At 56.9% G+C, this 12,821-nt stretch carries 13 protein-coding genes; 10 read left to right on the top strand and 3 right to left on the bottom strand.

What is annotated here, in order from left to right:
• The first annotated feature begins 11 nt into the window (after positions 1–11).
• From QQG91_RS14030 to QQG91_RS14015, 4 genes are read left to right on the top strand one after another with little or no spacing between them, the layout of a single operon-like run.
• Positions 12–737 carry a ComF family protein gene (locus tag QQG91_RS14030; RefSeq protein WP_285770839.1) on the top strand — a complete coding sequence of 242 codons (726 nt, stop codon included), beginning with the start codon at positions 12–14 and terminating at the stop codon, positions 735–737.
• 27 nt (positions 738–764) lie between these two features.
• Positions 765–1,019 (top strand): glutaredoxin 3, encoded by a 255-nt coding sequence (gene grxC, locus QQG91_RS14025; protein ID WP_285770838.1) that lies wholly within the window; start codon positions 765–767, stop codon positions 1,017–1,019.
• The gene (locus tag QQG91_RS14020) at positions 1,016–1,852 is read left to right on the top strand and encodes a carbon-nitrogen hydrolase family protein (protein ID WP_285770837.1); all 837 of its coding nucleotides are present in this window, start codon (positions 1,016–1,018) and stop codon (positions 1,850–1,852) included. Before grxC ends, QQG91_RS14020 begins: the two co-directional genes overlap by 4 nt.
• Positions 1,845–2,288: a MarR family winged helix-turn-helix transcriptional regulator gene (locus QQG91_RS14015; protein ID WP_285770836.1), complete on the top strand. Its 444-nt coding sequence runs from the start codon at positions 1,845–1,847 to the stop codon at positions 2,286–2,288. The genes QQG91_RS14020 and QQG91_RS14015 overlap by 8 nt, the downstream gene beginning before the upstream one ends.
• Here the strand turns inward: QQG91_RS14015 and ubiG are convergent.
• Entirely contained in the window at positions 2,285–3,031 is a 747-nt protein-coding gene (gene ubiG / locus QQG91_RS14010) for a bifunctional 2-polyprenyl-6-hydroxyphenol methylase/3-demethylubiquinol 3-O-methyltransferase UbiG (protein WP_285770835.1), read from the bottom strand. The genes QQG91_RS14015 and ubiG overlap by 4 nt on opposite strands.
• Positions 3,032–3,096: 65 nt before the next feature.
• Here ubiG and pip point away from each other — a divergent pair, with 65 nt between their 5' ends.
• From pip to infB, 6 genes are all read left to right on the top strand, one after another.
• On the top strand, positions 3,097–4,068 hold the full coding sequence (pip, locus tag QQG91_RS14005) for a prolyl aminopeptidase (RefSeq protein WP_285770834.1): 972 nt from the start codon (positions 3,097–3,099) through the stop codon (positions 4,066–4,068).
• A 63-nt stretch (positions 4,069–4,131) separates the two neighbouring features.
• A complete protein-coding gene (locus tag QQG91_RS14000) occupies positions 4,132–5,637 on the top strand; it encodes an ABC transporter substrate-binding protein (RefSeq protein WP_285770833.1) in 1,506 nt (501 codons plus the stop codon).
• Positions 5,638–5,762: 125 nt separating this feature from the next.
• On the top strand, positions 5,763–6,353 hold the full coding sequence (gene rimP / locus QQG91_RS13995) for a ribosome maturation factor RimP (protein WP_285770832.1): 591 nt from the start codon (positions 5,763–5,765) through the stop codon (positions 6,351–6,353).
• A complete protein-coding gene (gene nusA, locus QQG91_RS13990; protein WP_285770831.1) occupies positions 6,353–7,954 on the top strand; it encodes a transcription termination factor NusA in 1,602 nt (533 codons plus the stop codon). Before rimP ends, nusA begins: the two co-directional genes overlap by 1 nt.
• Before the next feature lie 20 nt (positions 7,955–7,974).
• Complete coding sequence (locus QQG91_RS13985) at positions 7,975–8,610, top strand: RNA-binding protein (RefSeq protein WP_285770830.1); 636 nt, start codon at positions 7,975–7,977, stop codon at positions 8,608–8,610.
• The gene (gene infB / locus QQG91_RS13980; RefSeq protein ID WP_285770829.1) at positions 8,607–11,138 is read left to right on the top strand and encodes a translation initiation factor IF-2; all 2,532 of its coding nucleotides are present in this window, start codon (positions 8,607–8,609) and stop codon (positions 11,136–11,138) included. The genes QQG91_RS13985 and infB overlap by 4 nt, the downstream gene beginning before the upstream one ends.
• A gap of 58 nt (positions 11,139–11,196) precedes the next feature.
• On the opposite strand, the gene mutT is transcribed toward infB, so the two are convergent.
• Together mutT and argJ are read right to left on the bottom strand one after the other, a co-directional pair.
• Entirely contained in the window at positions 11,197–11,601 is a 405-nt protein-coding gene (gene mutT / locus QQG91_RS13975; RefSeq protein ID WP_285770828.1) for an 8-oxo-dGTP diphosphatase MutT, read from the bottom strand.
• Positions 11,598–12,818, bottom strand: a complete 1,221-nt coding sequence (argJ, locus tag QQG91_RS13970; protein WP_285770827.1) for a bifunctional glutamate N-acetyltransferase/amino-acid acetyltransferase ArgJ — start codon at positions 12,816–12,818, stop codon at positions 11,598–11,600. The genes mutT and argJ overlap by 4 nt, the downstream gene beginning before the upstream one ends.
• Between the last annotated feature and the right edge of the window lie 3 nt (positions 12,819–12,821).

Raw genomic sequence — 12,821 nt, 5'->3', positions numbered from 1 at the left:
CATAGGGAAACATGCGTCTTTTGCAAAGTGCCGTTCGTTGGATCTATCCTGCCGAATGTAGCGGTTGTCACGATCTGATGTCTGAAGAGTTTGGATTTTGTGGCAAATGCTGGAGTGAGCTTGGGGTCATAATCGGGCTTGCCTGTCATTTCTGTGGTGCACCGCTCAAGGGGCAATCGGATGGCGGTATCGAGGTATGCGATCACTGTCTTTCCTATCCAAGACCTTGGGTGCGTGGTGCCTCCGCAACACGTTATGGTGGCCTTAGTCGAACTCTCGTTCTTGCGCTCAAATACGCGGATCGGACCGAACTGGCCCGATCATTCAGCGGTATTCTTGCCAGCAAACTCGCCTCTCTCGATGTCCAAGACCCATTGCTTGTCCCGATACCGCTGTTCTGGAAGCGGCGATGGTCGCGCCGCTATAATCAAGCGTCATTGCTGGTGCAGGGCATTTCAGCAAAGACCAGTATCGACATGCAGCTTGATGCGCTTCGGCGGGTCAGGGCGACCCCGATTCTCAAAGATCTTTCGGATGTAGAGCGTTTCACGGCACTGAGTGGTGCGATCGAGGTCATGGATCAGGCGATCCCAAGTGTGAGAGGCCGTTCAATTGTGCTCGTCGACGATGTTTTTACTTCGGGCGCGACTTTCTCCAGCGCGACGAATGCGCTTTTGTCCGTTGGGGCAAAAGAAGTTTTCGTCTTGGCACTGGCCCGAGCGGGCAAGAATGCATAGGTTCCAGTCAAACAAAGAGGATTTGAGATGAAACCCGTAGAAGTCTATGCGACCCCGACTTGTCCTTATTGTCACGCAGCCAAGCGCTTGCTCGTTCAAAAAGGCGTTGAGTTCACTGAAATCAACGTCGCACGCGAACCCGAGCGCCGCATCGAAATGACCGAGCGCTCGCACGGAGGCCGCACGGTTCCACAGATTTTCATCGGCGACGTGCATGTCGGCGGCTGTGATGACCTTTATGCGCTTGAGCATGAAGGTAAACTGGACGCTCTTCTCGCGTGAAAGCCGCGCTCATCCAGATAACATCCTCGGATGATCCGATGGAGAACGCTGAAATGGTGTCCTCTGCGATCCGTGAGGCTGCCGGAAACGGTGCAGGATTTGTCCTGACGCCCGAAGTATCAAACATCGTTTCGATGGATCGTGACCATCAGTCCGAAATCTTGTGTCTGGAGGAAAACGATCCGTTTCTAGCCCATATGAGACGCGAAGCGAAGGCATCGGGCGTGTGGCTTTCGCTTGGGTCTCTGGCGCTCAAAACGGGTGATCAGGATGGACGTTTTGCCAATCGGTCTTTTGTGATCGATCCAAGCGGGGAAATCCAAGCCCGCTATGACAAAATCCATATGTTCGACGCCGAAGTGAGCGACAGCGAAACCTATCGTGAGTCCTCGGGCTATCGTCCTGGGGAAACGGCGACGATCTGTCGGACCCCGTTTGGCGTCCTCGGCCTGACTATTTGCTACGATTTGCGCTTTCCCTATCTTTATCGTGCACTTGCGCAAGCGGGTGCAGAAGTCCTTTTGGTTCCCGCCGCTTTTTCCCCACAAACCGGAAAGGCGCATTGGGAAACCCTGCTTCGGGCACGTGCAATCGAAACGGGCTGCTACGTGCTCGCTTCTGCTCAAACGGGGACGCACAGAACAGGCAAAGGCAAAAAGCGCTCGACTTATGGGCATACGATGGCCATTTCGCCTTGGGGCGAGGTGCTCGCCGACATCGGCGAAGCCTGCGGCACGTTGTATCTCGATTTGGATTTGGCAGACGTGGCGAATGCCCGTAAACGTATACCCAGCCTTCACCACGATAGAAGCTTCAAGTTCCTGAATGACTAATCAAACCAATAGTTTGGCAGTAGCCCTCTTTAGCGAGATCCTCGTCGTGGATCAGCTCGCTCGGCATAACGTAGCCAAGGCCATGCCCAAAGGAATGGAGCTTTCGCATTTCTCGGTGCTGAATCATCTCGCGCATGCGGCCGAAGAACGCTCGCCCGCTCAACTTGCGAAAACCTTTCATCTGACGCGTGGGGCGATGACCAATACGCTTGGCAAGCTGGAATGGGCGGGTTGGGTGCACATCCGCCCCGATTGGGAAGACGCAAGGCGGAAAATGGTATCGATAAGTCCTGCCGGGCTTGCCGCGCGCGATGCCGCACTCGCTGCCATGACCCCAATCATTGCAAATATGGTGGAAAAGGTCGGAGCAGATAAAATCCGTTCGGTTATTCCTGTCTTGCGCGAGCTACGCCTTCAGCTGAGCGAGAACGACTAGCGTTTGATCGCTGCCGTGACATAGTTGACCGATAGATCCTTTTCCGAAATCCGCCACGTCCAGAGCACAGGATTGAACACATAGCCTTTGCGATCAACGGGATCGAGCCCCGCCCGGCGCATGAGATCGAAAAGCTCGTCGGGCGTTATGAACTTGTTCCATTCATGCGTTCCCTTGGGAAGCCAGCGCATCACATATTCGGCACCCACGATCGCCATAGCAAAGCTTTTGGGATTGCGGTTGATCGTCGAGCACAGGTGAAGCCCGCCGGATTTCAAAAGCTGCTGACAGGCCGTCAGATAGGCAAGCGGATCGGCAACATGTTCGACAACTTCCATATTCAGAACCACATCGAATTGTTCACCCGCTTCGGCCAGTGCCTCTGCCGTTGTGTGGCGATAATCGATGTCCAGCCCTGATTGCTCGGCATGGATACGCGCAACGGGAATATTGCGCTCGGCTGCGTCTGCTCCGACAATCGTCGCCCCAAGTCGCGCCATCGGCTCGCACAAAAGGCCGCCACCGCATCCGATATCAAGGATTCGTAGACCTGCGAATGGCTTATCCGCCTTGAGATCACGCCCGAATTCAGCAGCGATCTGATCTGTGATATAGCTCAGTCGCACAGGGTTCATCATGTGGAGCGGCTTGAATTTCCCCTCAAGGTCCCACCATTCGGCCGCCATGGCTTCGAATTTGGCGATCTCGTTTGCATCAACAGTGGTTCGGGGTTCAACGGACATAATTCGCTCCGATTGTTTGTCGTAGGGTGATGGCAACTCTGCGCAACTCATTATATAGTTCGAACATGGATAAATTCTCGGGTCAAAAGCGCAGTGTGCCGCACCTATATCCGCCGATCGACCCGTTCGACCAGCGGATGTTGGATGTAGGAGACGGTCATCGGGTTTATGTCGAACAGGTGGGACGTCCTGACGGCATACCCGTCGTCGTGTTCCATGGTGGGCCTGGTGGCGGGTGTAGCCCGATGATGCGCCGCTTTTTCGATCCTTCTGTTTATCGTGTCGTTCTTTTCGATCAGCGTGGGTGCGGTAGGTCGCGCCCGCATGCCTCGGTCGAGAACAATACGACCTGGGATCTTGTCGCTGATGCCGAATTGATCCGTCAGACGCTGGGTATCGATCGCTGGATCGCCTTTGGCGGCAGCTGGGGCGCGACGCTTTCTTTGATTTACGCCCAAGCACATCCCGAGCGCGTCAAAGCGCTTGTTCTGCGTGGTGTCTTTTTGATGACCAAGCCAGAGCTGGATTGGTTTTACGGCGGTGGTGCTGGAAAATTCTGGCCCGATCTATGGAGCCGTTTCGTCAGTCTTGTTCCCCCCGAAGAGCGGGATGATCTGATTGCCGCTTATCACAAACGACTTTTTTCCGGTGATATCCCGACCGAACTGCGGTTTGCGCGCGCTTGGGCGCAATGGGAAAACGCCCTCGCATCGATTGAATCCCAAGGGTTTGGAGGCGAGCCTCCCTCCGATTATGCCCGCGCCTTTGCTCGGCTCGAAAACCATTACTTTGTGAACAACGGTTTTCTAGGCGAAAGCCAACAAATCCTCGATAATATGGACCGGATCGCGCATATCCCCGGATATATCGTTCAGGGGCGGTTTGACATGATTTGTCCGCCGACATCGGCCTTCGAACTTTCGCGTCTGTGGGCTGGAGCGCGGCTCGATCTTGTTCCACTAGCAGGTCATGCGCTTTCCGAGCCCGGAATCGCGGATGCTTTGGTTCGGATTATGGATCGTCTTCGGTCAAATTGACCACGCGGGCCTTGTAACCTTGTTGGAATCTGCGCAACCTGTGCCTCCGAAACGGAGGAACAGATGACCCCTCTTGGAAGACGTAGGCTCTTGCAGTCCGGTGTCGCCGCAGCCCTGCTCGCGGTGTCGGGAATGCCTGCGCGTGCGCGCTCTCGGGGTGGAAAGTTGACCGCCGCGTTGTCTGGAGCTTCGGTGACCGATACTTGGGATGGTCGCACCCATGCAGGTGTCTTTATGATGGCTGCTGCATCGGGTGCCGTTTTCGATACCCTGACCGAAGTTGCCGCCGATGGCTCTCTCAAAGGAGAGCTTGCGACCCACTGGGTGGCCAGCGCGGACGCAAGGACCTGGACCTTTGATCTTCGCCAAGGCGTTCGATTCCATGATGGAACGGCATTCTCGGCAGAAGACGTGATTGCCTCGCTCCTGCTACACAAAGACGTGACCTCGCCCGCGGCTCCTATTTTGGCCGAAGTGGAGCGGATCGAGAAAACGGGCGCGCATCAAGTCCGGTTCGAGCTCAAGCGCGGCAACGCGGACTTTCCCTATCTTTTGTCCGACTACCACCTTCTCATTTATCCCGCGTCCGATATTGCTGGTGCAATCGAGACGGGGAATGGAACGGGTCTTTACCGTGTGAAGCACTTCGCCCCCGGTGATCGGCTCGTCGCGACCCGCGTTGCGGATCATTACAAAGGTGAGGGTGCAGGGTTCTTCGACGAGATCGAGTATATCGCGATGAACGACGCATCGCGTCGGGTGTCCGCTCTTATGATGGGCAAGGTCGATGCGATCAATGCGGTCCCCGTGGCTGCGCTCGGTCGGATTGCCGAAAGTCCTGCGGTTCAATTGCAAACCGTTCAGGGCAATCGCCACATATCTTTCTCTTCGATCACGGGTGCCGTGCCTTTTGCCGACCCTGACGTGAAAATGGCACTCAAATATGGTCTGGATCGCGTTTCTCTTTTGAACGACGTTCTGGGCGGCCATGGTGCAATCGCGAGCGATTCGCCGATCGGCCCCGCAAACCAGTTTTTCGCCCCTGATATCGTTCCGGTTCAGTTCGATCCCGAACGCGCCGCGTTTCACTTGCGCAAGGCCGGTCTGAACGGGCTTTGCATTGATCTCGGCTATGACCCGCGCGACGGAAACGAGGCCGAGGCCAATGCGCTTTTGTTCAAGGCGAGTGCGGCGAAAACAGGCATCGAAATCCAGGTTTCCGCAGCGCCCGACAGGGAATGGAATGCGGCGACATGGTCGGGTCGTGCGACCGAAGATTGGATGCTCTCCGCAGCGTATGGCGTAAATACACCATGGAATAGGCATGGTTGGGCCCCCGCGCGGTTTCAGGATCTTGTAGCGGCTGCGCGTTCAGTGCTCGACAGCGATCTAAGACGCGAGATGTATTACGAGCTCCAAATCATGTTGCGCGACGATGGTCCCTCCATCATTCCTGCGTTTACACCCTTTCTTCAGGCGACCAGCAATCGGGTCGGAACACCTGAAACCATTGGTAATCTCTTTGACATGGATAGCACGCGAATGGCCGAGCGGTGGTGGTCAGCATAAAGCCTTGCAGTTTTCAGAAGTGCGGCGTATACGCAGCTCAACAGCGGCGCTGAGAACATCGGTTCAACGCTCCACCGGGAAACATCGACGGGCCGCGCGCCCGTTTTTTTGTGCTTGAAGAGACCATGAACGATTTAATTGCCAAAGCGGCTATTGACCGCCGAATTGCCGAGATCATCGATCCGGTCATTGCCGACATGGGTTTCGAGCTCGTGCGTATCCGTTTAATGACTGGCAAGGAATCCACCCTCCAGATCATGGCGCAGCGGCCCGATGGAACCATCGAAGTCGATGACTGCGCCGATATTTCGAATGCCGTTTCGGCTTTGCTGGATGTCGAGGACCCCATTATCGACGCCTACACGCTCGAAGTCTCGAGCCCGGGTATCGACCGTCCTTTGACCCGTCTCAAGGATTTCGAGCTTTGGGACGGTTATGTTGCAAAGCTTGAGACCACCGATTTGATCGACGGTCGCCGCCGCTTCAAAGGCACCCTTCGCGGGGTAGAAGGCGACGAAGTGTTGATCGAACTCGACGAGCAAGGCGAAGACATCACCATCGGACTCAAGTTCGAGTGGCTGTCCGATGCCAAGCTTGTTCTGACCGACGAGCTTATCCGCGATGTTCTGCGCGGACGTAAAGACGCGGGCCAAATCGACGAAGCCCAATTTGACCAAGTTGAGACCATCATTGATGGCGATGAGGAGACGAACTGATGGCCATTACCTCTGCTAACCAGCTAGAGCTTTTGCAGACCGCCGAAGCGGTCGCCCGCGAGAAGGGGATCGACCCCAACCTCGTAGTCGAAGCGATGGAAGAATCGCTCGCCCGTGCAGCCAAGAGCCGCTACGGGTCGGAAATGGACATTCGCGTGTCCATTGACCGCCGCACCGGTCGCGCGACCTTTACGCGCGTGCGCAGCGTTGTTGCCGATGAAGATCTCGAAAACTATCAGTCCGAGATGACCGTTGATCAGGCCAAACAGTATATGGACAACCCCCAGATCGGCGACACCTATTCGGAAGAAGTTCCGCCCGTAGAACTCGGCCGCATCGCTGCCCAGTCCGCCAAGCAGGTGATCCTTCAGAAGGTCCGCGAAGCAGAGCGTGACAAGCAATACCAAGAGTTCAAGGATCGTGCAGGCACGATCATCAATGCTCAGGTCAAGCGCGAGGAATACGGCAACGTCATCGTCGACGTGGGTGCCGGCGAAGCCATCCTGCGCCGCAACGAAAAGATCGGCCGCGAAAGCTATCGCCCCGGCGACCGTATCCGTTGCTACATCAAAGACGTACGTCGCGAGCCGCGCGGACCGCAGATCTTCCTTTCGCGCACCGCTCCCGAATTCATGGCCGAGCTCTTCAAAATGGAAGTGCCCGAAATCTATGAAGGAATCATCCAGATCAAAGCCGTTGCCCGTGATCCGGGTTCGCGCGCCAAGATCGCGGTTGTGTCGTATGACAATTCGATCGACCCCGTTGGTGCTTGCGTCGGTATGCGCGGTAGCCGCGTTCAGGCTGTTGTAAACGAGCTTCAGGGCGAAAAGATCGACATCATTCCGTGGAATGAAGACGTTCCGACCTTCCTTGTGAATGCGCTCCAGCCTGCCGAAGTGACAAAGGTCGTTCTCGACGAAGAAGCCGGCAAGATCGAAGTCGTGGTTCCCGATGAACAGCTTTCGCTCGCCATCGGTCGTCGCGGCCAGAACGTGCGCCTTGCTTCGCAGCTCACGGGTCTCGACATCGACATCATGACCGAGGAAGACGAATCCAAGCGTCGTCAGGCTGAATTCGAAGTCCGCACCAAGCTCTTCATGGAAGCGCTGGATCTGGATGAATTCTTTGCCCAGCTTCTCGTTTCCGAAGGGTTCACGAACCTCGAAGAAGTTGCATATGTCGAACTCGACGAACTTCTCGTGATCGACGGTGTGGATGAAAGCACCGCAGAAGAGCTTCAGGCTCGTGCACGTGACGTTCTCGAAGCACAGAACCGCAAAGCGATCGAGCGTGCTCGCGAGCTTGGTGTCGAGGATAGCCTCTTCGAATTCGAAGGTCTGACCCCGCAGATGATCGAAGCGCTTGCCGAAGACGGCGTAAAGACGCTCGAAGATTTTGCGACCTGCGCCGACTGGGAACTCGCTGGTGGTTGGACCACCGTAAACGGCGAGCGCGTCAAGGACGAAGGTATTCTCGAGAAGTTCGAGGTCAGCCTCGAAGAAGCTCAGGATCTCGTCATGACTGCACGCGTTGTTCTGGGCTGGGTCGATCCGACCGAGCTCGAAGGTGACGACAACCAAGATGAGGAGTCCGAGGCTTAATCGCTTCGAGAGCTTGAAAAATGACACGTGGTGGCAAACATAACCCTCAGGGTTTGGACGCGGAACGCAAGTGCATCGTCACGGGCGACGTCCAGCCCAAGCAAGGATTGATCCGTTTCGTGATCGGTCCCGATGGGTCTGTTGTGCCCGACGTGCTCGAGAAACTCCCGGGTCGTGGAATGTGGGTTACCGCAAACCGTGCAACCCTTGAAAAAGCAGGACGCGGGCAATTTGCGCGTTCTGCAAAACAACCGGTCACTGTGCCCGAAAATCTGGTTGATGAAGTCGAGCGCCAAATCGCGCGTCGCGTCGTCGATCTGATTGCCTTGGCGCGCAAGGCCGGACTTGCCGTATGTGGTTTTGAAAAAGTCAAAAGCTGGCTTTCCGGAAACGAACGCGTTCGCGTTCTGCTTCAGGCTGGTGACGGATCAGAACGCGGCAAAGCAAAACTTTGGACGCCGGAAGGCGCCCGTTATTTCGATTGCATGAGCTCTGAGGAATTGGGTTTGGCATTTGGGCGTCAAAGTGTGATACATGGCGCTCTCGCGGCTGGCGGACTCAGCGATCGTGTAGTAGAGGAAGCCGCAAAGCTGAAAGGCTTGCGCGATATTGACGGCGGCACGGACGCTGCCGGAAAGGAAAAAGAAGCTAGATGAGCGATAACGACGGTAAAAAAACCCTTGGTCTGCGTGGCGGTTCCAACAGCGGAAACGTAAAGCAAAGCTTTAGCCATGGGCGCACCAAGAACGTCGTGGTGGAGACCAAGCGCAAGCGCGTTGTGGTTCCCAAGCCCGGTGCGGCTAAGCCCACGACTGGCGGCGCAAGCCCCGTAGCTGGTGATCCTTCCAAGCGTCCCGCTGGTATCACGGATGCCGAACTCGAGCGCCGCATGAAGGCACTTGCGCTGGCCAAAGCCCGTGAGGCCGAGGAAGCAGCACAACGCGAAGCGGATGAGAAAGCCCGCGAAGAAGAGCGTGACCGCCGCCGTGCCGAGGCCGAAGCCAAGGAACGTGAAGAGCGCGAGCGCGAAGAGGCTCTCAAAGCCCGCGAAGAAGAAGAGCGTAAGCGCAAAGAAGCCGAAGAAAAGGCACGTGTTGCCGAGGCTGCTGCTGCCGCCGCTCCGAAAGCTGCGCCTGCCAAGCCTGCTGCACCTGTTGCGCGCAAGGCAAATGATGCCGACACCGAGGATCGCGGTGCAAGCGGCCCTCGCAAGGTCGATCGTGACCGTGATGCAGGTCGCGCAGAGCGCGTGGTCAAGGCCAAACCTGGTCGCGGTGACGATGGTCGCCGCGCTGGTAAGTTGACCCTCAACGACGCCCTTGCGGGTGGCGAAGGTGGTCGTCAGCGTTCGATGGCTGCAATGAAGCGCAAGCAGGAACGTGCACGCCAAAAGGCGATGGGCGGCCAGCAAGAGCGCGAAAAGATTGTCCGTGACGTTCAGGTCCCCGAGGCGATCACTGTCGCAGAGCTCGCCAACCGTATGGCCGAGCGCGTTGCCGATGTGGTCAAATCGCTGATGCAGAACGGCATCATGGCAACCCAGAACCAGACGATTGACGCGGATACCGCTGAACTCATCGTCGAGGAATTCGGCCACCGCGTTCAGCGTGTGTCCGATGCGGACGTTGAACAGGCGATTGATCAGGTCGAGGACAAAGCAGAAGATCTTCAGTCGCGTCCCCCGGTCATCACGATCATGGGTCACGTCGACCACGGTAAGACCTCGCTTCTTGATGCGATCCGTCAGGCGAACGTTGTTTCGGGCGAAGCCGGCGGCATCACCCAGCACATCGGCGCCTATCAGGTCACGACCGAGTCGGGTGCCGTTCTGTCGTTCCTCGATACCCCTGGCCACGCTGCGTTTACGTCGATGCGTGCCCGCGGTGCTCAGGTCACGGATATCGTGGTGCTCGTGGTTGCGGCCGACGACGCCGTGATGCCCCAAACCGTCGAAGCGATTAACCACGCTAAGGCAGCCAAGGTTCCGATGATCGTCGCGATCAACAAGTGCGACAAGCCCGACGCGAACCCGCAAAAGGTGCGCACCGATCTTCTCCAGCATGAAGTTGTTGTCGAAGAAATGGGCGGCGACGTTCAGACCGTGGAAGTGTCGGCCAAGACGCGTCTTGGACTTGATAACCTTCTCGAAGCGATTGCGCTTCAGGCAGAGATCCTTGAACTCAAAGCGAACCCCGATCGTTCCGCTTCGGGTGCTGTGATTGAAGCCCAGCTTGACGTGGGCCGCGGCCCTGTTGCCACCGTTCTCGTTCAGAACGGCACACTCAAGCGCGGCGATATCTTCGTCGTGGGCGAGCAGTGGGGTAAAGTCCGTGCGCTGATTAACGACAAGGGCGACCGCGTTGACGAAGCCGGTCCGTCGGTTCCGGTTGAGGTTCTCGGCCTTAACGGAACGCCGGAGGCTGGTGACGTTCTCAACGTTGTCGACACAGAAGCTCAGGCGCGTGAAATCGCTGACTACCGCGCACACAGCGCGCGTGAAAAGCGTGCCGCGGCTGGCGCCGCGACGACGCTTGATCAACTTATGGCCAAAGCCAAGGCGGATCAGAACGTCTCCGAGCTTCCGATCCTCGTCAAAGCTGACGTTCAGGGTTCGGCCGAAGCGATCGTGCAGGCGATGGAAAAAATCGGTAACGACGAAGTCCGCGTGCGCGTCCTCCACTACGGCGTTGGTGCGATCACCGAGACCGACATTGGTCTTGCTGAAGCATCGGGTGCTCCGGTTATCGGCTTCAACGTGCGTGCGAACGCATCTGCCCGTAACACCGCCAACCAAAAAGGCGTAGAGATCCGTTACTACTCGGTCATCTATGACCTTGTGGACGATATCAAAGCCGCTGCTTCGGGCCTTCTCTCTGCAGAAATCCGCGAAAACTTCATCGGCTATGCGTCGATCAAAGAAGTCTTCAAGGTGTCCAACGTGGGCAAGGTCGCTGGTTGTCTCGTCACCGAAGGCGTTGCACGTCGTTCGGCAGGCGTGCGTCTTCTTCGCGACAACGTGGTTATCCACGAAGGCACGCTCAAGACCCTCAAGCGCTTCAAGGACGAAGTCAAAGAGGTCATCTCGGGTCAGGAATGCGGTATGGCGTTCGAAAACTACGACGATATCCGTCCCGGCGACGTTATCGAAATCTTCGAGCGCGAGGAGATCGAGCGCAGCCTCTAAGCTGCGTTCCTTTCCCCCAAAATACAAAGGGCGGCTCTTGGGCCGCCCTTTTGCTTTTTCAAAGCCAGTCCCGCAGGATCGGGATAAGCGGAATATCCGCTGGTGGCATGGGATAGTCTTTGAGCTCGCTTGCCTTTACCCATTTCAGGGCTTGGCCTTCGTTCGACATAGGCGTGCCTTCCCAACGGCGACAGGCGAAAAGCGGCATGAGAAGATGGAACTTTTCGTAGCTGTGCGAAGCAAAGGTCAATGGCGCAAGGCAGGATGACCACGTGTTGATCCCCAGCTCTTCCTGAAGCTCGCGGATCAACGCCTCTTCCGGAGTTTCACCTGTTTCCACCTTGCCGCCTGGAAATTCCCAAAGACCGGCCAGAGATTTTCCCTCTGGCCGCTGGGCTAGCAGAACGCGCCCATCCACATCGATGAGCGCGACTGCCGAGACGAGGACGATTGGCTTGCTCACGAGCGATAGTCCGCGTTGATCTGGATATAGACGTTGGTCAGGTCACAGGTCCAAACCGTGCTGATCCCTTGGCCAAGTCCCATATCCACGGCGATCACGAGCTCTTGGCCTTTCATATAGGCGGCCGCATCGGCTTCTTTGTAGGACGGAGACACCCAACCGTTTTCAGCGACGAGGATATCGCCAAAGCGGATCTGGAGAAGATCACGGTCAGCTGCCGCACCGGATTTGCCGACGGCCATCACGACACGTCCCCAGTTCGGGTCTTCGCCTGCAATCGCAGTTTTGACCAAGGGCGAGTTTGCGATTGCCATCGAAACCTTGCGGGCATCGTCGTCATTGGCGGCACCCGTTACGCGGACTTCAACAAACTTGGTCGCACCTTCGCCGTCACGCACCACCTGATGCGCAAGATCGAGCATCACAGCGTTAAGCGCTGCTGCAAAATCATCATTTCCCGTTACATCGACGCCCGAAGCGCCCGTTGCGGCAAGCAAGAGGGTGTCAGAGGTCGAAGTATCGCTATCAACGGTGATGCAGTTGAAAGTTCGGTCTGTGTTCTTGGTCAGAATGGACTGAAGCGCCCCGTGACCGATTTTGGCATCGGTAAAGATATAGACCAGCATCGTCGCCATATCGGGAGCAATCATGCCCGAGCCTTTGGCGATACCTGCGATCTTGACCTCTTTTCCATCCACAATGATCGTTGCCGAAGAGCCTTTGGGGAAGGTATCGGTCGTCATGATCGCCCGCGCCGCACCTTCGATCCCGTTCGCATCGAGCGAAGCCGAAAGTTCTCCGAGTTTCGCGCTGATCCGTTCATGGGGCAGGGGCTCGCCGATCACGCCGGTGGACGACGTGAATACGCGGCTTTCGTCGATCCCGAGTTCTGCCGAGACCGCTTTGCAGAGGCTTGCAACCGCCTCTGCTCCGTTCTTGCCGGTAAAGGCATTCGAATTGCCCGAGTTCACCAGGATCGCGGCGCGTCCCGAAGAGGCGACGCCATTCTTTGCCTGACAATCGAGCACGGCTGCAGAACGGGTCGACGAACGCGTAAAGACGCCCGCAACCGTGGTGCCTTCGGCAAGTTCGGCAAGCATTACATCCGTGCGGTTCTTGTATCGCACGCCCGCTTGGCACGACGCAAAGCGCACGCCTTCGATAACGGGAAGTTCGGGAAAGTATGCAGGAGCAAGAGGGGAAACAGCGAGTGCCATGAT

This window comes from Marivivens sp. LCG002 (genome assembly GCF_030264275.1).
Classification (GTDB): Bacteria; Pseudomonadota; Alphaproteobacteria; order Rhodobacterales; family Rhodobacteraceae; genus Marivivens.
This window is presented reverse-complemented; position numbering and strand designations above follow the sequence as displayed.